This window comes from Pseudomonas sp. LBUM1641, from assembly GCF_059716235.1.
Genome location: NZ_CP166815.1, coordinates 937,450 through 957,549 on the forward strand (window position 1 = coordinate 937,450; position 20,100 = coordinate 957,549).

Sequence of the window (20,100 nt, forward strand, 5' to 3'; positions counted from 1 at the left end):
GTTGTCGAGGCACCGTCTCCTGAGGGTTGCAAACCACCGCAGGCCCCAGCAGGGCGGGCTTGTACGGTCTCGAATGTTGATTTTAGCTGTTTTGCAGGTAGTTGCTCGCCGTGCTTGCTACATGGCTTCGGGCAATAGAGCAGGTTTTGCGCGGCGGGTTGGGTAGAATCAGGGTTTGTCCTCACAGTTAAGGAAGGCTAATGGCTCAGCCCTACAGTGCTCGCAGTCGCGCTATCGAACCTTTCCATGTCATGGCGTTGCTGGCGCGGGCCAATGAATTGCAGGCCGCCGGTCACGACGTGATTCACCTGGAAATCGGCGAGCCGGACTTCACCACCGCCGAGCCCATCATCAAGGCCGGGCAGGCGGCGCTGGCCAATGGCAAGACCCGCTATACCGCGGCCCGCGGGCTGCCGGAGTTGCGTGAGGCTATCAGCGGTTTCTACCAGCAGCGCTACGGGCTGGATATCGACCCTGAGCGAATTTTGATCACCCCGGGTGGCTCAGGTGCCCTGCTGCTGGCGAGCAGTTTGCTGGTGGATCCCGGCAAGCACTGGCTGCTGGCAGACCCCGGTTACCCGTGCAACCGTCACTTCCTGCGCCTGGTGGAAGGCGCGGCGCAATTGGTCCCGGTCGGCCCCGACGTGCGTTATCAACTGACCGCCGACCTGGTGGCACGCCATTGGGATCAAGACAGCGTGGGCGCGCTGGTCGCTTCGCCTGCCAACCCTACCGGCACCATCCTGACGCGCGAAGAGTTGGCCGGACTGTCGAGCGCCATCAAGGCGCGCAATGGGCATTTGGTGGTGGATGAGATCTATCACGGCCTGACCTACGGCACCGATGCCGCCAGCGTGCTGGAAGTCGACGATGAAGCCTTCGTTCTAAATAGTTTTTCGAAGTATTTCGGAATGACCGGCTGGCGCCTGGGCTGGCTGGTGGCGCCGCCGGCGGCCGTGGGTGAGTTGGAGAAGTTGGCGCAGAATCTCTACATCAGCGCACCGAGCATGGCCCAGCATTCGGCCCTGGCTTGCTTTACCCCGGAAACCTTGAACATTCTTGAAGACCGCCGGGCCGAGTTTGGTCGTCGTCGCGACTTCCTGCTGCCAGCCCTGCGGGAGCTCGGCTTCGGCATCGCCGTTGAACCGGAAGGCGCGTTCTACTTGTATGCCGATATCAGCGCATTCGGCGGTGATGCCTTCGCTTTCTGCCGGCACTTCCTTGAAACCGAACATGTAGCCTTCACCCCGGGCCTGGATTTCGGTCGCTATCAAGCCGGTCACCATGTGCGTTTTGCCTACACACAAAACCTTGATCGACTACAGGAAGCTGTTGAACGGATTGCTCGTGGCTTGCGGAGTTGGCAAGGCTGATGCGCTTTAATCCTCCCCTCGAAGAAGGCCGGCTGATCCGCCGCTATAAGCGTTTTCTCGCCGATATCGAAACCGTTACCGGCGAGTTCCTGACCATTCACTGCCCGAACACCGGCTCGATGTTCAACTGCATGGTGGAAGGTGGCCAAGTCTGGTTCAGCCGCTCCAATGACCCCAAGCGCAAGCTCCCCGGCACCTGGGAAATCAGCGAAACCCCTCAAGGGCGCCTGGCATGTGTGAACACCGCGCGGGCCAATCAGTTGGTGGAAGAGGCGCTGCGGGCCGGTGTTATCAGCGAGCTCAACGGCTTTACGGCGCTGAAGCGCGAAGTGGCCTACGGTCAGGAAAACAGTCGGATCGATTTCCGTCTGGATTACCCAACGGGCCCAGCGTATGTCGAAGTCAAAAGCGTCACCCTTGGTTTTGACGGGACCTCGACGGCGGCGTTTCCCGATGCCGTGACCCAGCGCGGGGCCAAGCATTTGCGGGAACTGGCGCATCTGGCGCGTGAGGGTGTGCGGGCGGTGCAGTTGTATTGCGTCAACCTCTCGGGGATTGATGCGGTGCGTCCTGCCGAAGAAATTGATGCCGGTTATGCGGCTGCATTGCGTGAGGCCAAGGCGGCGGGCGTCGAGGTGCTGGCCTATGGCGTGCGGGTGACGTCAGAGGAAATCTGTGTCGACCGTCGCCTGGAAGTATTGCTCGGCGATTAGAGTTGTACCCAGAGGCCCTGTTCGTCCTCACGGCCGGGCAGGGTTGTCAGGCTTTGACCGGCGCAAGGCCCGGCGACGCACTCACCGCTTTCGATCAGGAACAGTGCGCCGTGGGTGGCGCACTGGATCAGGCTCGCGCTCGGGTCGAGAAACTGGTGCGGCTGCCATTCCAGCGGCACCCCGCGATGTGGGCAGCGGTTGATATAGAAGTAGGCAATGCCTTCGCGGCGCACGGCAAACAGCTTGCGGCCGTCGATATCGAAACCGCGGCTGGCGTTGGGTGCGAGTTCGCTGGAGGCGCAGAGAAACTTCATATCGGTCCTTAAGTGCCGCCGTTTGCGGGCTGCAAGGCTATCCTGATTTTACCGAAGAGCCCGGCGCTTGACGTGCAAATGCAAACAATTATCAAATGCCGGCTTCGCCCGTTAGCTGACTGGGCGCTCTGTACGATGTCGGGCAGCCTTGATCTGTCACATTGCGAGTGTTTCAGCGGGCTCACCCCTTGGAAGGAAACCCTTTTATGCGCCTGAGTGCCAGTGCTATCGCGCTCGTTGTCGGACTGCTGGTCAACGCTGGGGCCCAGGCCTCTGAACTGCCACAACGTTGGGTCAGCGCCGGTGGTGCGTTGTCGGAATGGGTGGCGGCCCTGGGCGGTGAGTCAAAGCTGGTGGGCGTGGATACCACCAGTCAGCATCCTGAATCCCTCAAGGCGTTGCCGAGCATTGGTTACCAGCGGCAGTTGTCGGCGGAGGGCATTCTGAGCCTGCGCCCGCAAATCCTGGTCGGCACCGAGGAAATGGGCCCGCCGCCGGTATTGGCGCAAATCCGCAATGCTGGTGTGAAAGTGGAGCTGTTTTCGGCCGAGCCGGATCTGCCGACGCTGCAGGGCAACCTTCAGCATTTGGCCAAGTTGCTGGGCAACGAAGCCAAGGCTGCGGAGCTGTTCGGCGACTATCAGCAACAACTGGATCAACAAAAGAACTGGGTGACCAAGGCCCAGTCCACGCAAAAAGCGCCTGGAGTGCTGTTGCTGCTGGGGCACGCTGGCGGCAAACCGCTGATTGCGGGTAAAGACACGGCGGCTGACTGGATGTTGCAGCAGGCCGGCGGCCATAACCTGGCGACGCACAATGGTTACAAACCGTTTTCCGTGGAGTCCCTGGCGGGTCTCAATCCTGAAGTGCTGGTGTTTGCCGATCGTGCCCTGACGGGCGATGCGGCCCGCGCAGCGTTATTCAAGGAGAACCCGATCCTGGCTTCGACGCCAGCGGCCAAAAACGGTCGCGTCTACGAATTGGACCCGACGCTGCTGGTGGGCGGGCTTGGGCCGCGCTTGCCGCAAAGTCTGGTGAAGTTGTCCGCCGGGTTCTATCCGTCCCAGGCTAAAACCGCCCCATGACCACTCTGGTTAAACCGCGAACCCTGTTTATCGGCTTGAGTCTGCTGTGTGTATTGGCGATTTGGCTGTCATTGGCCCTGGGGCCGGTCAGCTTGCCGTTGATGGACACACTCCGGGCGGCGTTGCGCTTGTTGGGTGTGCCCATCGACGCGCACGGCCTGGAGCAGGCGGAGTTAATCCTCGGGCAGATTCGCCTGCCGCGTACGTTACTCGGCTTGGCCGTCGGCGGGGTTCTGGCACTTTCCGGCGTTGCAATGCAGGGGCTGTTTCGTAATCCCTTGGCCGATCCCGGGTTGGTCGGGGTTTCCAGCGGTGCAGCGTTGGGCGCGGCGATTGCGATTGTCGGTGGTTCGTTTTTTGGTGGTTTGCCGGATGCCCTCGGGCCGTATCTGCTGTCGTTGTGTGCCTTCCTCGGTGGTTTGGGGGTGACGGCGCTGGTCTATCGCCTGGGGCGGCGCAACGGACAAACCAATGTCGCGACCATGTTGCTGGCGGGTATCGCCCTGACGGCGCTCGCCAGTTCCGCGGTGGGCCTGTTTACCTACCTGGCAGATGACGCCACCTTGCGCACCCTGACGTTCTGGAACCTGGGCAGCCTGAATGGCGCCAGCTACTCGCGGTTATGGCCGCTGTTGTTGGTGAGCGCTGGCGTCGCCCTTTGGCTGCCGCGCCGGGCCAAGGCGCTGAATGCCCTCCTGCTGGGTGAGTCGGAAGCCAGCCACTTGGGCATCAATGTTGAAGGTCTCAAGCGCGAACTGGTGTTCTGCACCGCGCTGGGCGTGGGCGCCGCTGTGGCGGCGGCGGGGATGATCGGCTTTGTCGGGTTGGTGGTGCCGCATCTGGTGCGCCTGCTGGCGGGGCCCGATCATCGGGTGCTGCTGCCAGCCTCGGTGTTGGCGGGGGCGAGTTTGCTGTTGTTTGCCGATCTGGTGGCGCGCCTGGCCTTGGCGCCGGCGGAATTACCTATCGGCATTGTTACCGCGTTTATCGGTGCGCCGTTTTTTCTCTACCTGTTGTTACGAGGGCGCGCCTGATGCTGCGAGTAGAAGGCCTGCAGATCCGCCGTGGGCGCAAAACCGTGTTGGCGGACGTCACCTTGGACCTGCTGCCAGGTGAAGTGCTTGGCGTGCTGGGCCCCAACGGTGCGGGGAAAAGTACATTACTCGGTGCGTTATGCGGCGAGTTGCAGCCCGACCAGGGCCGTGTGTGGCTGGACCAGCGCGAGTTGAAGGACTGGGGCGGAGCGCAGCGTGCCCAGCGCCTGGCGGTGTTGCCGCAGACCTCGACCCTGGACTTTGCCTTTCGCGTCGAAGAGGTTGTGGGCATGGGGCGCTTGCCCCATCAGACCGGCCGGGTGCGTGACGATGAAATCATCAACGCCGCCTTACAGGCTGCCGACGTCGGCCACTTGAGCGGGCGCAGTTACCTGGCGTTGTCGGGCGGTGAGCGGCAGCGTGTGCACCTCGCACGAGTGCTGGCGCAGCTATGGCCAGGTGAGGCGGGGCAGACCTTGTTGCTGGATGAGCCGACGTCGATGCTTGATCCGTTGCACCAGCACACCACCTTGCAGGCGATCCGTACCTTTGCCGACCGTGGTGCGGCGGTGCTGGTGATTCTTCACGACCTGAATCTGGCGGCGCGCTACTGTGATCGCATCCTGTTGCTGGAGGATGGGCGGCCCCATGCGTTGGATACACCTGCGCAGGTGCTGCGGCCTGAGCCGCTGAAGGCGGTATTCGGGTTGGATGTGTTGGTGCAGCCGCATCCGGAGCGCGGCCATCCGTTGATCATTGCACGCTGAAATCGCCGCAGTTTTTCATAGGCAAAAAAAGACCCGGCAAGAGCCGGGTCAAATAACCGTGATTAGCCTGATGAGGAGATAATCTGAGAGTCCGAACCAATGGTCTTTCAGTTATCGGCTGATCTCGCGACCAGTTGTGATAATCATAACGATTCTCATTTAAGAGTCAACATTTGTTTTTGCGACCTTTTCGAATTTCCTCAAACATTCGTTTGGAACCCCCGGAAACGTGGGGGCAAGTTGCCGTCTCAATTCTTTTGGCGTGCCGAAAGAGCGTCCAGTTGACGGTTTAAAGCCTCCTTGCGTTCAACGGGAATGTCATTCCAGTGCACATCCATCAGCGCGCCTTCAATGGCGTACAGCAATACCTTGGATGCCCTGAAGCCACGGGTGCGTACTGCACGGTACGCGTCTACTGCCCCCAGACGGCGTAAGTCGGACGCACTGTGGATGCCCACCGCATGCAGCCATTGCGCCGACGTCTTGCCAAGGTTTTTCAGGTGTTGCAGCTCATCATTCATCAAGCCTCCTTGCGACGGCCGAATGGTTCGGTGGGTATCGTGACCAGGCAAGCCTGAAAGGAGTGTAGCGCTCAGTAGGAAAAGCGTAGTTCTTTGGTTGGCAACGACCTAAAGCTTCTAAGGCAGGCGGGGATTTTGGCGTAGGAAAGGGTGAAGCCCCCCGGTAAGCCTTGGGCGTAGCCGGGAGGCGATACAGCGGTTTTACCGTGTACGGTAGCGCAAGCGCGTGCCGAAATTGACGGACATCAGGATCTCGTCAGCGCTCAGCTCAGGGGGGAAATAAGTGCCGGAAATCTGGGCATGCGCCAGGCTCGCGCCTTCCAGTGGGCAGTCGCGCAAATCCAGGCCGCGCAAGTCGGCGGAGCGGAAATAAGCGTCGGTGAAATCTACGCCCTCGGCATTCAGGTCGCGCAGGTCCAGGCCGCGAAAGTCCCCGCCGCGCATATCGATCGGACCGTCTTTCGGACGCTCCTGGTTGAAGCCGCGGATGTCATCTTTATGCAGAAGCGCGTACAGCGGGGTATCAAGTAGCTTCGGATGGCTCACAATGGCGACTCCCGTGTTGGAATTATGACGCCATTATAGTGCCACTATTGCTCGGCCGTGAGCCCCGGAAGGCTACACGACCAAGAAATATTTCTTACAGGCCCGGCAGGCGCTGGCGGATATGGGCCACCAATGCGTCCAGGGTTCCGCTTTCATTGGTTTCCACGCGTTTGCTCAGCAGTAGCTCTTCAGCGCTGAGTGGGTCACGGGTGGCTTGCTGCTCTTCGATGATAGTCAGGGTGGCGTCGGACGGATCATTCTTGTCCGCCTGACGCTGTGCCAGCCAAGCGGCGATAACAGCCTGTGGCGCATTGCAGTCGAGGATCAGGAACGGTGCGCCGGTGGCCTCGGCGATTTTCGCCGCAGCGTCGCGCTGTTCGCGCTTGAGGAAGGTCGCGTCCAGTACCACCGGGAAACCGGCGCGCAGCACGGTGTCGGCGACCTCGTTCAAGCGCGCGTAGGTGGCGGCGCTGGCGTCTGCGGCGTAGATCCCGGCCTGTGGCGTGTTCTCGACCTTCTGCTCACCGAACAGGCGCTTGCGCTCTACGTCCGAACGCAGGCGAATCGCCCCCAACGCTTCTACGAGGCGCATGGATACATGGCTTTTGCCAACGGCCGATACGCCGTGGGTGATGGCCAGGAAGCGTGATGGGATGGTGCTGTAGCTTTCCGCCAGGTTGGCGTAGTTGCGGTATTGGCGCAGGGTGGTAGCACGCTGCACCGCGTCCGCTTCGGAAGGCATGCTGAACAGCGCGACCTTGGCGCGTACCAAGGCGCGGTAGGCTTTATAGAAGTTCAGCACCTCCAGGCCTTGATAATCGCCGGTCAGCTCCAGGTACTGGCTGATGAAGCGTCGCGCCAGGCTCTTGAGGCCACGGTCTTCCAGGTCCATCGCCAGGAAGCCGGTGTCGGCATACACGTCGGTGAAGCGGAATGGCTCGTTGAACTCGATGCAGTCGAAGATCACCACGTGGCCATCAATCATCGTGGCGTTGCCCAGGTGAATATCACCGTGGCATTCGCGGGTAAAGCCGTTGAGCTTGCGTTGTTCGAACAGGGGCTTGAGGCGCTCGAAGCTGCTTTCGGCCCAGGCCTGCAAGGCGTCCAGTTGCGCCAGATCGGCCTTGTCGCTGAGGAACGGGCGGATCTGCTCGAAGTTCTGCAGCACCGGCGCCATGACGTCGTGCGGGGTGCCGGCGGAGTGGGTGGCCGGCACTTTCGGGGCGTTCAGGTGAAAATGCGCGATCTGCCTGGCCATTTCGTCGATGTGTGCGTTGGTCAATTCGCCGTTGGCTTGCAAGGTGCTGAGCAGTTGGCTCTGCGGGAACTGGCGCATTTTCAGCACATAGTCGATCACCGGGCCGTCGCCATCCAATTGCGGTGCTTCGGCGCTGCCGGTGATTGGCAACACTTCAAGATACAAATCATCGGTCAGGCGCTGGTTGAGGCGCAGTTCTTCATTGCAGAAGTGGGCGCGGGCTTCCAGAGTGGTGAAATCGAGAAAGCCGAAATTCACCGGCTTCTTCATCTTGTAGGCGTAGTCACCCGTGAGAAGGACCCAGGAAATATGGGTCTCGATGACTTGGAACTGATCCACCGGGTGGGGAAACAGGGCCGGGTTTTGCAGGGCAGCAATCAGGGACTGGCTCACGGGCGATCCTTCAGAGTCTGGGAAAATTCATGGCGGGCATTATGGCGGCTACAGACGGTCATGCAAACCGCTGTCCGGCTCATGTTGGTCATCAATAAAGTGCGTATAATCCGCCGCCATGACTCGTACCCGATCTCCCCGTTCCCGTAAAAAACCTCCTTCCCGCGGCCTGCGCCCTTGGCTGGGCTGGGCGCTTAAGCTCGGCCTGGTAGGGCTTGTAGTGATCGCCGGCTTCGCGGTTTACCTCGACGCTGTGGTCCAGGAGAAGTTCTCCGGCAAGCGCTGGACCATTCCGGCCAAGGTATACGCGCGCCCGCTGGAACTGTTCACCGGCCAGAAGCTGAGCAAGGATGACTTCCTTACCGAACTCGATGCCCTGGGCTATCGCCGCGAACCCGTGAGCAATGGACCCGGTGCCGCTGCCGTCTCCGGTAACACCGTCGACTTGAACACCCGCGGCTTCCAATTCTATGAAGGCCTGGAAAAACCCCAGCCGGTGCGCGTGCGTTTCTCTGGCGACTATGTGGCCGAACTGTCCTCGCTCAACGGTTCGAAGCTGCCGGTGGTGCGCCTGGAACCCTTAATGATCGGTGGGATTTATCCGAAAAACCTGGAAGACCGCATCCTGATCAAGATCGATCAGGTGCCGCCTTACCTGCTGGATACCCTGATTGCCGTAGAAGACCGGGATTTCTACAGCCACTGGGGCGTATCACCGAAGTCCATCGCTCGCGCCGTGTGGGTCAATACCTCCGGCGGCAAGATGACCCAGGGTGGCAGTACGCTGACGCAACAATTGGTCAAGAACTTCTACCTGACCAACGAACGCAGCCTGACCCGTAAACTGACCGAAGCCATGATGGCGATGCTGCTGGAGCTGCATTACAGCAAGCAGGAAATTCTTGAGGCGTACCTCAATGAAGTGTTCGTCGGCCAGGACGGCCAGCGTGCGGTGCACGGTTTCGGTCTGGCCAGCCAGTTCTTCTTCGGCCAGCCGTTGTCCGAGTTGAAACTGCATCAAGTGGCGCTGCTGGTGGGCATGGTCAAGGGGCCGTCCTACTACAACCCGCGTCGCAACCCGGAGCGCGCGCTCGAACGGCGCAACCTGGTACTTGATGTGCTTGAGCAGCAAGGCGTCGCCACTCCTGAACAAGTCGCTGCCGCGAAGAAAATGCCACTGGGTGTGACCACCCGAGGCAAGCTTGCCGACAGCTCATTCCCAGGCTTCATTGACCTGGTCAAACGCCAGTTGCGTGAAGACTACCGTGACGAAGACTTGACCGAAGAAGGCCTGCGGATCTTCACCAGTTTCGACCCGATCCTGCAAATGAAGGCTGAAGCTTCGGTCAATGACACTTTCAAACGCCTGGCAGGCCGTAAAGGCTCCGACGACGTCGAGGCCGCGATGGTGGTAACCAACCCGGAAACCGGTGAGGTCCAGGCCATGATCGGCAGTCGCCAGGCCAGCTTTGCCGGCTTCAACCGCGCGCTGGACGCGGTGCGTCCGATCGGCTCGCTGGTCAAGCCGGCGGTGTATCTGACGGCGTTGGAAAAACCGAGCAAGTACACGCTGACCAGTTGGCTGTCCGATGACCCATTGTCGGTCAAAGGTGCCGATGGCCAGATGTGGACGCCGCATAACTTTGATCGTCGCTCCCACGGTACGATTTTCCTGTACCAGGGCTTGGCGCATTCCTACAACATCTCGACCTCTCGTCTTGGCCTTGAGCTGGGCGTGCCGAATGTTCTCAAGACACTCGGTCGGCTGGGCATCACTCGCGAGTTCCCGGCGTTCCCGTCGATGCTGCTGGGTGCGGGTGCGATGAGCCCGATGGAAGTGGCGACCATGTACCAGACCCTGGCCAACGGTGGTTTCAATACGCCGATGCGCGGGATCCGCAGTGTGTTGACGGCTGAAGGCGAACCGCTCAAGCGTTATCCGTTCCAGATTCAGCAGCGCTTTGACCCGGCCTCGATCTACCTGATCCAGAACGCCATGCAGCGCGTTATGCGTGAAGGTACCGGGCGCTCGGCCTACAGCGTGTTGCCAGCCAACCTGACGCTGGCCGGCAAGAGCGGTACCAGTAACGATTCGCGGGACAGCTGGTTCGCAGGTTTCAGCCAGGACCTGCTGGCGGTGGTCTGGCTGGGGCGCGACGACAACGGCAAGACGCCGTTTACCGGTGCCACCGGCGCGTTGCAGGTGTGGACCAGTTTCATGAAGAAGGCTGATCCACTGCCGCTGAACATGCCGCAGCCGGACAATATCGTTCAGGCCTGGATCGATCCGCATACCGGACAGGGTTCCGATGCCAACTGTCCGGGCGCGGTGCAGATGCCGTATATTCGCGGCAGCGAACCGCCACCCGGTGCAGCGTGCGGTGCCAGTGCACCCGCGAGCGCTGAATCGGTGATGGATTGGGTCAAGGGCTGGATGAATTAAGCAAAGAGGGTTTCACGTGAACAAGTTGTTGATTCCAGCTATTACAGTTTTGGCATTGCTCGGTGGTTGCGCCAGCGTGGAGCGGGGTTCTATCCCGGTGGTGGATTCCAGTACAACGGTGTCCAACAACGACCGGATCTCGGCCAATGGCGGCTTCCGTCAAACCGTCACCAACCGCCCAGCCCAGGCTAAGGCGCAAGCCGTGCCTCAGGATTCGGGCGTAGTGGTGATGATCCCGGGCGCTGGCGCAGCTACCTCGGCACCTATCAGTACTCAGCCGTGGACTCCAGGCCCGAGCACCTCGGGCCCGGCGGACTCTGCGCCGATTCAAACGGCGCCAATCAACCAGGGCACCTACAACATGCCGTCGACGCCAAGCGGGATTCCGTCCGCCAGCAGCGCCGGTGGCTTGTCGGCCGATGAGCAGTTGGACGGCCCGGTGCTGGCATTGCTGACTACCGCCCAACAGCAGCAGTCTGGTGGCGACTTGAACGGCGCATCGTCGAGCCTCGAACGCGCCCAGCGCGTAGCGCCTCGCGAGCCACAAGTGCTTTACCGCCTGGCTCAGGTGCGCATGGCCCAAGGCGATGCCCCGCAAGCAGAACAATTTGCCCGCCGTGGCCTGACCCTGGCCAATGGCCGTCCTGATCTTCAGGCCAGTCTGTGGAGCTTGATCGGTGATGCCCGTGAGAAGCAGGGCGATGCTGCCGGCGCTGCCCAGGCTCGGCAAAAAGCCAAGGTAAGCCTCTGATGGATGCACGCTTTCCGGCGATTGCCGAACAGTTGTTGTTGATCGAGCGCGAACTGCGCTTGCAGGGCTGGTGGGACGAAGTGTCCCCCAGTGCTGAAGCCTTGAGCAGTGTTGAACCCTTTTCCGTCGACACCCTGGACTTCCACCAGTGGCTGCAATGGATTTTCCTGACACGGATGAAGCAGATCCTCGAGCAGGACCTGCCATTGCCCAATGCGTCGGGGATTCTGGAAATGGCCGAGATGGTTTACGCCGATCGTCCGCTCGAGAGCCTTGGCCTACGGACTGCGCTGAAAAAGTTCGATCAACTGATCGTCGACGCTCGTTAATTGCCTGGCTGCCGGTTTTTCCGGCAGTCTTGCGCATATTTCTACCGCTTTGCGCCATTCAGGCGAGTTTTATCCCTCCTCAAGCCGCTTTCTTCTACGTTCTCATGCGCTTAGTTGGAAAAAAGCGCAATTATTGCTTGACTTGCAGAGGCTGAAACAGAAGAATCCAAAGTCCGCTGTAGAGGGACTGCCAGAAGCAGACCCACTCAGCAGATCATGAGGCGCATACCCGCGCCGACCTGTTACACCCGCAACGCGTTACCTCGCGCTGGGTGGGAAAATCCCGCAACACTTGGGACGCTCCCAATACTTGCTCAGTCAGTGCTGACGTAGTCGGCGACCACCGTCGCTCATGCTCTGCTGAGAAGTAAACCTATTAAGACCCGTCGGTTTTTAACGGACGGTATTCTGGCGTTTTAGAGGTGAACAACGTGGAGCTTTTATCTGGCGGTGAGATGCTCGTCCGCTTTTTGCGTGACGAAGGCGTCGACTATATCTACGGGTACCCAGGCGGTGCTCTGCTGCATGTCTACGACGCACTGTTCAAGGAACCGGCTGTTACCCACATCCTGGTTCGCCACGAACAAGCTGCTACCCATATGGCTGACGGTTACGCCCGTGCCACCGGTAAAGCCGGTGTAGTACTGGTGACTTCCGGCCCTGGCGCGACCAATGCCATTACCGGCATCGCGACGGCTTATATGGACTCCATCCCGATGGTGATCATTTCCGGCCAGGTGGCGAGCACCATGGTCGGTACCGATGCATTCCAGGAAACCGACATGATCGGTATCTCCCGGCCGATCGTGAAACACAGCTTCATGATCAAGCATGCCTCGGAAATCCCGGAAGTCATGAAGAAGGCGTTCTACCTCGCACAGTCCGGTCGCCCGGGTCCTGTGGTGGTCGATATCCCGAAAGACATGACCAACCCGGCGGAAAAATTCGAATACATCTTCCCGAAGAAAGCCAAGCTGCGTTCCTACAGCCCGGCTGTTCGCGGGCACTCGGGGCAAATCCGCAAGGCGGCAGAAATGCTGTTGGCGGCCAAGCGTCCGGTGCTCTACTCGGGTGGTGGCGTGATTCTGGGCGGCGGTTCTGCACCGCTGACCGAACTGGCCAAGATGCTCAACCTGCCAGTCACCAACACCTTGATGGGCCTCGGCGCATTCCCGGGTTCGGACCGTCAGTTCGTCGGCATGCTCGGCATGCACGGCAGCTACACCGCCAACCTGGCCATGCACCATGCTGACGTGATCCTCGCCGTCGGTGCGCGGTTCGATGACCGGGTGATCAACGGCGCGAGCAAGTTTTGCCCGAATGCAAAGATCATCCACATCGATATCGACCCGGCATCGATCTCCAAGACCATCAAGGCCGACGTGCCTATCGTAGGTCCTGTGGAAAGCGTGCTGACCGAAATGGTTGCTGCGCTCAAGGAAATCGGCGAAGCCCCGAACAAGGATTCCGTCGCCAGTTGGTGGAAGCAGATCGACGAGTGGCGCGGTGACCGCGGCCTGTTCCCTTACGACAAGGGCGATGGCAGCGTCATCAAGCCGCAGACCGTGATCGAAACGCTGTGCGAAGTGACCAAGGGCGATGCCTTTGTGACCTCCGACGTGGGCCAGCACCAGATGTTCGCGGCGCAGTACTACAAGTTCGACAAGCCTAACCGCTGGATCAACTCCGGTGGCCTGGGCACGATGGGCTTTGGTTTCCCTGCGGCCATGGGTGTGAAGCTGAGCTTCCCGGATACCGACGTTGCTTGCGTCACCGGCGAAGGCAGTATCCAGATGAACATCCAGGAACTGTCGACCTGCCTGCAATATGGTTTGCCGGTGAAGATCGTCTGCCTGAACAACGGTGTACTGGGCATGGTTCGCCAGTGGCAGGACATGAGCTACGGCAGCCGTCACTCCCATTCCTACATGGAGTCTCTGCCGGACTTCGTCAAATTGGTTGAAGCCTATGGCCATGTCGGCATGCGCATCACCGATCTGAAGGATTTGAAGCCGATGATGGAAGAGGCGTTCGCCATGAAGGACCGCCTGGTGTTCCTCGATATTCAGGTCGACACCAGCGAGCACGTCTATCCGATGCAGATCAAAGACGGCTCCATGCGCGATATGTGGCTGAACAAGACGGAGCGTACCTAATCATGCGGCACATTATCTCCCTGCTTCTGGAGAACGAACCGGGCGCTCTGTCACGTGTGGTCGGACTGTTTTCGCAACGCAACTACAACATCGAAAGCCTGACCGTGGCGCCGACCGAAGACCCGACCTTGTCGCGTCTGACGTTGACCACCGTTGGCCATGATGAGGTGATCGAGCAGATCACCAAAAACCTCAACAAGCTGATCGAAGTGGTCAAGCTGGTCGACTTGTCGGAAAGTGCCCACATCGAGCGTGAACTGATGCTGGTCAAGGTCAAGGCAACAGGCGCCCAGCGCGCCGAGATCAAGCGCACTACCGATATTTATCGCGGGCAGATCGTCGATGTGAGCGCCAGCGTTTATACCGTTCAATTGACCGGTACAAGCGACAAGCTGGACAGCTTCATCCAGTCGATCGGGACGGCCTCGATTCTGGAAACTGTACGCAGTGGCGTCACCGGGATTGCTCGTGGCGACAAAGTACTCAGCATCTAACCCAATTAGTGAATGGCCTAACGGCCTGGATATATAGAGGAACCTCATGAAAGTTTATTACGAAAAAGATTGTGACCTGTCGATCATCCAGGGCAAAAAAGTCGCCATCATCGGCTACGGTTCCCAGGGCCACGCTCAAGCGTGCAACCTGAAAGATTCCGGCGTTGACGTGACTGTTGGCCTGCGCAAAGGTTCGGCCACTGTTGCCAAGGCTGAAGCTCACGGCCTGAAAGTAACTGACGTTGCTTCTGCTGTTGCTGCTGCCGACCTGGTCATGATCCTGACCCCGGACGAGTTCCAGTCCGCGCTGTACAAGAACGAAATCGAGCCGAACATCAAGAAGGGCGCCACCCTGGCCTTCTCCCACGGCTTCGCGATCCACTACAACCAGGTTGTGCCGCGCGCTGACCTCGACGTGATCATGATCGCGCCGAAAGCACCGGGCCACACCGTGCGTTCCGAGTTCGTCAAAGGCGGCGGCATCCCTGACCTGATCGCGATCTACCAGGACGCCTCGGGCAACGCCAAAAACGTTGCACTGTCCTACGCCGCTGGCGTTGGTGGCGGTCGTACCGGCATCATCGAAACCACCTTCAAGGACGAGACTGAAACCGACCTGTTCGGCGAGCAAGCCGTTCTGTGCGGCGGCACCGTTGAACTGGTTAAAGCCGGTTTCGAAACCCTGGTTGAAGCTGGCTACGCGCCAGAAATGGCCTACTTCGAATGCCTGCACGAACTGAAGCTGATCGTTGACCTCATGTACGAGGGCGGTATCGCCAACATGAACTACTCGATCTCCAACAACGCCGAATACGGCGAGTACGTGACTGGCCCGGAAGTGATCAACGCCGAGTCCCGTCAGGCCATGCGCAACGCCCTGAAACGTATTCAGGACGGCGAATACGCCAAAATGTTCATCAGCGAAGGTGCAACCGGCTACCCTTCGATGACCGCCAAGCGTCGTAACAACGCCGCTCACGGTATCGAAATCATCGGCGAGCAACTGCGCTCCATGATGCCGTGGATCGGTGCCAACAAGATCGTCGACAAAGCCAAAAACTAAGTCGTACGTATCAAGGGAAAACGCGGCTTAGGCCGCGTTTTTTCGTTTGCGGGGCAGGTTCTGGTATAAAGCTGCATCGTTTGCGGGCGAACACTCGCCGCAAGTTTCTGTCGAAATTTTTCACACCGTTGCAAGGTAAAGTCCATGAGCGAACGTCCCGAAGAGCCAAACCAGGCCTCTGACGCCGAAAGCCTGCTACCGATCGATGAACATGTCGAAGAGGGGCACGATGCTGAAGGCCGTAAAGTCCGGCATCGTGGCATCTATCTTCTGCCCAATCTGTTTACCACTGCGAACCTGTTCGCGGGGTTCTACTCCATCATCAATTCCATGAGTGCCCAGAGTGCATTGGCGGCCGGCGATGCTGCCGGGGCAAGCAAGTATTTTGGTTTCGCCGCGATTGCGATCTTCGTCGCCATGGTCCTTGATGGCCTGGATGGGCGCGTGGCACGCATGACCAATACCCAAAGTGCCTTCGGCGCCGAGTATGACTCGCTGTCAGACATGGTTGCCTTTGGTGTGGCACCGGCGTTGCTCGCATTCGCCTGGGCGCTGGGTGATATGGGCAAGGTCGGCTGGATGGTCGCCTTCATCTATGTGGCTGGCGCGGCATTGCGTCTGGCGCGGTTCAATACCCAGGTAGGGACTGCCGACAAGCGCTACTTCATTGGCCTGGCCAGTCCGGCTGCGGCGGGTGTGGTAGCCGGTATTGTCTGGGCATTCAGCGACTACGGTATCCAGGGCTCGAAGATGTCATTCCTGGTGGCCTTGATGGTTGCGGCGGCCGGCATGCTGATGGTCAGCAACATCAAGTACAACAGCTTCAAGGAGCTGGACCTCAAGGGGCGCGTGCCATTTGTGGCCATTCTGGCGGTGGTGCTGGTGTTCGCCGTGGTCTTCAGCGATCCGCCGCGAATCCTGCTGTTGGCGTTCCTTGTCTATGCCGCGTCGGGCCCGGTGCAGTATTTGCTGCATCTTCGTCAGCGCAAAACGTTGCCTTAATGTAATTTCCCCCATACTCCGCAGTCTATTGGTGCATCTGTCCTCCAAAGCTGCGGAGTTGCCATGTTAATCAAGTTTCCCAAAGCGTCTGATTGCCAAGAATCGGACGTCACGCCTGAATCCCTCTATTTCTCCCGTCGCAGCTTGCTCGGTGGTGCGCTTGCCGGCCTGGCTGCCAGCAGCCTGCCGCGTTGGGCCAGTGCGGATGATGCTGCGCGTTACGCGGATGTTGAGCCGGGCAAGGCGCCCGGATGGTTTGCCGAAAAGCTGCCGGGTACGAAATGGCAGGCGGTAACCGTCAAGGACGAGGCGATCACTCCGTTCAAGGATGCGACCCACTACAACAACTTCTATGAGTTTGGTACGGACAAGGGCGATCCGGCGGCGAATGCCGGGTCTCTGAAGACCGAACCGTGGAGCGTGGTGATTGATGGCGAGGTCGCCAAGCCCGGGCGTTACGCGCTTGAAGACTTCATGAAGCCGTATCAGTTGGAAGAGCGAATCTATCGACTGCGCTGCGTAGAGGCGTGGTCGATGGTCATTCCGTGGATAGGTTTCCCTATTTCGGAATTGCTCAAGCACGTCGAGCCGACGTCCAAGGCTAAATACATCCGCTTTGAAACCCTGCAGGATCCCAAGAGCATGCCGGGGCAGCGGTCTAACTTCGCTTTGATCGACTGGCCTTATGTAGAAGGGTTGCGACTGGATGAGGCGATGAATCCCCTGGCGATCCTGGCGGTAGGTATGTATGGGCGGGAGTTGCCAAATCAGAATGGTGCCCCGTTGCGGTTGGTGGTGCCATGGAAGTATGGATTCAAGAGCGTGAAGTCGATCGTGCGCATCAGCCTCGTCAGCGAGCAGCCGAAAACCACCTGGCAAAGCATTGCGGCGAGTGAGTATGGGTTTTATGCGAACGTGAATCCTACCGTCGACCACCCTCGCTGGACTCAGGCGCGGGAGCGGCGTTTGCCCAGTGGGCTGTTCAGTCCCAATGTGCGTGAGACGCAAATGTTCAACGGCTACGCCGATGAAGTCGCCTCTCTATATACGAGCCTTGATCTGCGGAAGAACTATTGATGCGCTACCCGGTTTGGCGCATCAGCGTCTTTATAGCAGCGGCGGTGTGGCCGCTGTTCTGGTTGTACGAGGCCTGGAGTTTTGCTCTGGGGCCTGACCCGGGGAAGGTGCTGATGGATCGGCTCGGGCTTGGGACCTTGATTCTGCTGCTGGTCACTCTGGGCATGACGCCCCTGCAGAAGCTCAGTGGTTGGGCGGGGTGGATTGCTGTGCGGCGGCAGCTGGGGTTGTGGTGCTTTGCGTATGTGGTTTTGCATCTTGCGGCTTACTGCATCTTCATCCTGGGCCTTGATTGGTCGCAGTTGGGCGTCGAGCTGCAGAAGCGGCCTTACATTATCGTCGGTGCCTTGGGGTTCCTTTCTTTATTAGTGCTCGCAGTCACTTCCAACCGCTACAGCCAGCGGCGGCTTGGTACGCGCTGGAAGAAGCTGCATCGCTTGGTTTACGTGATTCTCGGGCTTGGACTGCTGCACATGTTGTGGATCGTACGGGCAGATCTGAAGGAGTGGGCTATCTATGCATCTATTGGAGCGCTGCTTCTAGTCCTGCGTGTACCACCTGTAACGCGCCGGATTCCCCGTCTTATTGCTAAAAAACCATCTTCTGCAACAAAAGCGTAATTAACCCTTGACGGCAGATTCTGGAAGTCTATAATTCGCCCCACTTCCGGCGCAGTCGAAACGGAAAACTCCTTGGTAAACAAAGAGTTATGTAGGTTTCGATAGCGAGCTGCTTCAGATCATCGAAGCCCAGAAGGAGTTAGTAAGGTCGTGTTGTTTAGCCCTATTAACGGTTCGATCTTCTCGGTCGAAAGCGGAGAAAAAGAGGTGTTGACAGCAGCGTGTAACGCTGTAGAATTCGCCTCCCGCTAACGAGAGATCGGAAGCGCAAGTGGTTGAAGTTACAAAGGAAACTTTGAAAACTTCTTAAAAAAACCGCTTGACAGCAACAGAGGCTGCTGTAGAATGCGCGCCTCGGTTGAGACGAAAGATCTTAACCAACCGCTCTTTAACAACTGAATCAAGCAATTCGTGTGGGTGCTTGTGGAGTCAGACTGATAGTCAACAAGATTATCAGCATCACAAGTTACTCCGCGAGAAATCAAAGATGTAACCAACGATTGCTGAGCCAAGTTTAGGGTTTCTTAAAAACCCAAAGATGTTTGAACTGAAGAGTTTGATCATGGCTCAGATTGAACGCTGGCGGCAGGCCTAACACATGCAAGTCGAGCGGTAGAGAGAAGCTTGCTTCTCTTGAGAGCGGCGGACGGGTGAGTAATGCCTAGGAATCTGCCTGGTAGTGGGGGATAACGTTCGGAAACGGACGCTAATACCGCATACGTCCTACGGGAGAAAGCAGGGGACCTTCGGGCCTTGCGCTATCAGATGAGCCTAGGTCGGATTAGCTAGTTGGTGGGGTAATGGCTCACCAAGGCGACGATCCGTAACTGGTCTGAGAGGATGATCAGTCACACTGGAACTGAGACACGGTCCAGACTCCTACGGGAGGCAGCAGTGGGGAATATTGGACAATGGGCGAAAGCCTGATCCAGCCATGCCGCGTGTGTGAAGAAGGTCTTCGGATTGTAAAGCACTTTAAGTTGGGAGGAAGGGCAGTAAATTAATACTTTGCTGTTTTGACGTTACCGACAGAATAAGCACCGGCTAACTCTGTGCCAGCAGCCGCGGTAATACAGAGGGTGCAAGCGTTAATCGGAATTACTGGGCGTAAAGCGCGCGTAGGTGGTTCGTTAAGTTGGATGTGAAATCCCCGGGCTCAACCTGGGAACTGCATTCAAAACTGACGAGCTAGAGTATGGTAGAGGGTGGTGGAATTTCCTGTGTAGCGGTGAAATGCGTAGATATAGGAAGGAACACCAGTGGCGAAGGCGACCACCTGGACTGATACTGACACTGAGGTGCGAAAGCGTGGGGAGCAAACAGGATTAGATACCCTGGTAGTCCACGCCGTAAACGATGTCAACTAGCCGTTGGGAGCCTTGAGCTCTTAGTGGCGCAGCTAACGCATTAAGTTGACCGCCTGGGGAGTACGGCCGCAAGGTTAAAACTCAAATGAATTGACGGGGGCCCGCACAAGCGGTGGAGCATGTGGTTTAATTCGAAGCAACGCGAAGAACCTTACCAGGCCTTGACATCCAATGAACTTTCTAGAGATAGATTGGTGCCTTCGGGAACATTGAGACAGGTGCTGCATGGCTGTCGTCAGCTCGTGTCGTGAGATGTTGGGTTAAGTCCCGTAACGAGCGCAACCCTTGTCCTTAGTTACCAGCACGTAATGGTGGGCACTCTAAGGAGACTGCCGGTGACAAACCGGAGGAAGGTGGGGATGACGTCAAGTCATCATGGCCCTTACGGCCTGGGCTACACACGTGCTACAATGGTCGGTACAGAGGGTTGCCAAGCCGCGAGGTGGAGCTAATCCCAGAAAACCGATCGTAGTCCGGATCGCAGTCTGCAACTCGACTGCGTGAAGTCGGAATCGCTAGTAATCGCGAATCAGAATGTCGCGGTGAATACGTTCCCGGGCCTTGTACACACCGCCCGTCACACCATGGGAGTGGGTTGCACCAGAAGTAGCTAGTCTAACCTTCGGGAGGACGGTTACCACGGTGTGATTCATGACTGGGGTGAAGTCGTAACAAGGTAGCCGTAGGGGAACCTGCGGCTGGATCACCTCCTTAATCGACGACATCAGCTGCTCCATAAGTTCCCACACGAATTGCTTGATTCATTGAAGAAGACGATAAAGAAGCAGCCCGAA

At 58.5% G+C, this 20,100-nt stretch carries 18 protein-coding genes and 1 rRNA gene; 15 read left to right on the forward strand and 4 right to left on the reverse strand.

Going from position 1 to position 20,100, the window contains the following annotated elements; translation table 11 throughout:
- The first annotated feature begins 200 nt into the window (after positions 1 to 200).
- Both ACA046_RS04105 and sfsA read left to right on the forward strand, forming a co-directional pair.
- Positions 201 to 1,373, forward strand: a complete 1,173-nt coding sequence (locus ACA046_RS04105) for a pyridoxal phosphate-dependent aminotransferase (RefSeq protein ID WP_497675952.1) — start codon at positions 201 to 203, stop codon at positions 1,371 to 1,373.
- Entirely contained in the window at positions 1,373 to 2,086 is a 714-nt protein-coding gene (gene sfsA, locus ACA046_RS04110; protein WP_459025998.1) for a DNA/RNA nuclease SfsA, read from the forward strand. Before ACA046_RS04105 ends, sfsA begins: the two co-directional genes overlap by 1 nt.
- On the opposite strand, the gene ACA046_RS04115 is transcribed toward sfsA, so the two are convergent.
- The gene (locus ACA046_RS04115; protein ID WP_497675953.1) at positions 2,083 to 2,400 is read right to left on the reverse strand and encodes a Rieske (2Fe-2S) protein; all 318 of its coding nucleotides are present in this window, start codon (positions 2,398 to 2,400) and stop codon (positions 2,083 to 2,085) included. The two genes, sfsA and ACA046_RS04115, sit on opposite strands and share 4 nt — an antisense overlap.
- Before the next feature lie 206 nt (positions 2,401 to 2,606).
- Here ACA046_RS04115 and ACA046_RS04120 point away from each other — a divergent pair, with 206 nt between their 5' ends.
- From ACA046_RS04120 to ACA046_RS04130, 3 genes are read left to right on the forward strand one after another with little or no spacing between them, the layout of a single operon-like run.
- Positions 2,607 to 3,485, forward strand: coding sequence for a heme/hemin ABC transporter substrate-binding protein (locus ACA046_RS04120; RefSeq protein ID WP_497675954.1), 879 nt, complete (start codon positions 2,607 to 2,609; stop codon positions 3,483 to 3,485).
- Complete coding sequence (locus ACA046_RS04125; protein WP_167665379.1) at positions 3,482 to 4,519, forward strand: FecCD family ABC transporter permease; 1,038 nt, start codon at positions 3,482 to 3,484, stop codon at positions 4,517 to 4,519. The genes ACA046_RS04120 and ACA046_RS04125 overlap by 4 nt, the downstream gene beginning before the upstream one ends.
- Positions 4,519 to 5,286: a heme ABC transporter ATP-binding protein gene (locus ACA046_RS04130; RefSeq protein WP_497675955.1), complete on the forward strand. Its 768-nt coding sequence runs from the start codon at positions 4,519 to 4,521 to the stop codon at positions 5,284 to 5,286. Before ACA046_RS04125 ends, ACA046_RS04130 begins: the two co-directional genes overlap by 1 nt.
- A 248-nt stretch (positions 5,287 to 5,534) precedes the next feature.
- On the opposite strand, the gene ACA046_RS04135 is transcribed toward ACA046_RS04130, so the two are convergent.
- From ACA046_RS04135 to ACA046_RS04145, 3 genes are all read right to left on the reverse strand, one after another.
- On the reverse strand, positions 5,535 to 5,807 hold the full coding sequence (locus ACA046_RS04135; RefSeq protein ID WP_010174414.1) for a TfoX/Sxy family protein: 273 nt from the start codon (positions 5,805 to 5,807) through the stop codon (positions 5,535 to 5,537).
- Between the two features lie 201 nt (positions 5,808 to 6,008).
- Positions 6,009 to 6,353, reverse strand: coding sequence for a pentapeptide repeat-containing protein (locus tag ACA046_RS04140; protein ID WP_076013731.1), 345 nt, complete (start codon positions 6,351 to 6,353; stop codon positions 6,009 to 6,011).
- A gap of 94 nt (positions 6,354 to 6,447) precedes the next feature.
- Positions 6,448 to 8,004 (reverse strand): bifunctional aminoglycoside phosphotransferase/ATP-binding protein, encoded by a 1,557-nt coding sequence (locus tag ACA046_RS04145; RefSeq protein WP_459026006.1) that lies wholly within the window; start codon positions 8,002 to 8,004, stop codon positions 6,448 to 6,450.
- 118 nt (positions 8,005 to 8,122) lie between these two features.
- Between ACA046_RS04145 and mrcB the strand changes: the two genes are divergently transcribed.
- The 10 genes from mrcB (at position 8,123) to ACA046_RS04195 (ending at position 20,020) form a co-directional block, all read left to right on the forward strand.
- Positions 8,123 to 10,447 carry a penicillin-binding protein 1B gene (gene mrcB, locus ACA046_RS04150; RefSeq protein ID WP_076013729.1) on the forward strand — a complete coding sequence of 775 codons (2,325 nt, stop codon included), beginning with the start codon at positions 8,123 to 8,125 and terminating at the stop codon, positions 10,445 to 10,447.
- 16 nt (positions 10,448 to 10,463) lie between these two features.
- The gene (locus ACA046_RS04155) at positions 10,464 to 11,198 is read left to right on the forward strand and encodes a tetratricopeptide repeat protein (RefSeq protein ID WP_258343643.1); all 735 of its coding nucleotides are present in this window, start codon (positions 10,464 to 10,466) and stop codon (positions 11,196 to 11,198) included.
- On the forward strand, positions 11,198 to 11,527 hold the full coding sequence (locus ACA046_RS04160; protein ID WP_003212129.1) for a YqcC family protein: 330 nt from the start codon (positions 11,198 to 11,200) through the stop codon (positions 11,525 to 11,527). The genes ACA046_RS04155 and ACA046_RS04160 overlap by 1 nt, the downstream gene beginning before the upstream one ends.
- 431 nt (positions 11,528 to 11,958) lie before the next feature.
- Positions 11,959 to 13,683 (forward strand): acetolactate synthase 3 large subunit, encoded by a 1,725-nt coding sequence (locus tag ACA046_RS04165; protein ID WP_003212127.1) that lies wholly within the window; start codon positions 11,959 to 11,961, stop codon positions 13,681 to 13,683.
- Positions 13,684 to 13,685: 2 nt separating this feature from the next.
- A complete protein-coding gene (gene ilvN / locus ACA046_RS04170; protein WP_003176102.1) occupies positions 13,686 to 14,177 on the forward strand; it encodes an acetolactate synthase small subunit in 492 nt (163 codons plus the stop codon).
- 46 nt (positions 14,178 to 14,223) lie between these two features.
- The gene (gene ilvC / locus ACA046_RS04175; protein WP_007948647.1) at positions 14,224 to 15,240 is read left to right on the forward strand and encodes a ketol-acid reductoisomerase; all 1,017 of its coding nucleotides are present in this window, start codon (positions 14,224 to 14,226) and stop codon (positions 15,238 to 15,240) included.
- A gap of 144 nt (positions 15,241 to 15,384) precedes the next feature.
- The gene (gene pssA / locus ACA046_RS04180) at positions 15,385 to 16,242 is read left to right on the forward strand and encodes a CDP-diacylglycerol--serine O-phosphatidyltransferase (RefSeq protein WP_003212123.1); all 858 of its coding nucleotides are present in this window, start codon (positions 15,385 to 15,387) and stop codon (positions 16,240 to 16,242) included.
- Positions 16,243 to 16,305: 63 nt separating this feature from the next.
- Positions 16,306 to 17,319 carry a protein-methionine-sulfoxide reductase catalytic subunit MsrP gene (gene msrP, locus ACA046_RS04185; RefSeq protein ID WP_497675956.1) on the forward strand — a complete coding sequence of 338 codons (1,014 nt, stop codon included), beginning with the start codon at positions 16,306 to 16,308 and terminating at the stop codon, positions 17,317 to 17,319.
- The gene (gene msrQ, locus ACA046_RS04190) at positions 17,319 to 17,939 is read left to right on the forward strand and encodes a protein-methionine-sulfoxide reductase heme-binding subunit MsrQ (RefSeq protein ID WP_497675957.1); all 621 of its coding nucleotides are present in this window, start codon (positions 17,319 to 17,321) and stop codon (positions 17,937 to 17,939) included. Before msrP ends, msrQ begins: the two co-directional genes overlap by 1 nt.
- 544 nt (positions 17,940 to 18,483) lie before the next feature.
- Positions 18,484 to 20,020 (forward strand): 16S ribosomal RNA (locus ACA046_RS04195).
- Positions 20,021 to 20,100: the final 80 nt, after the last annotated feature.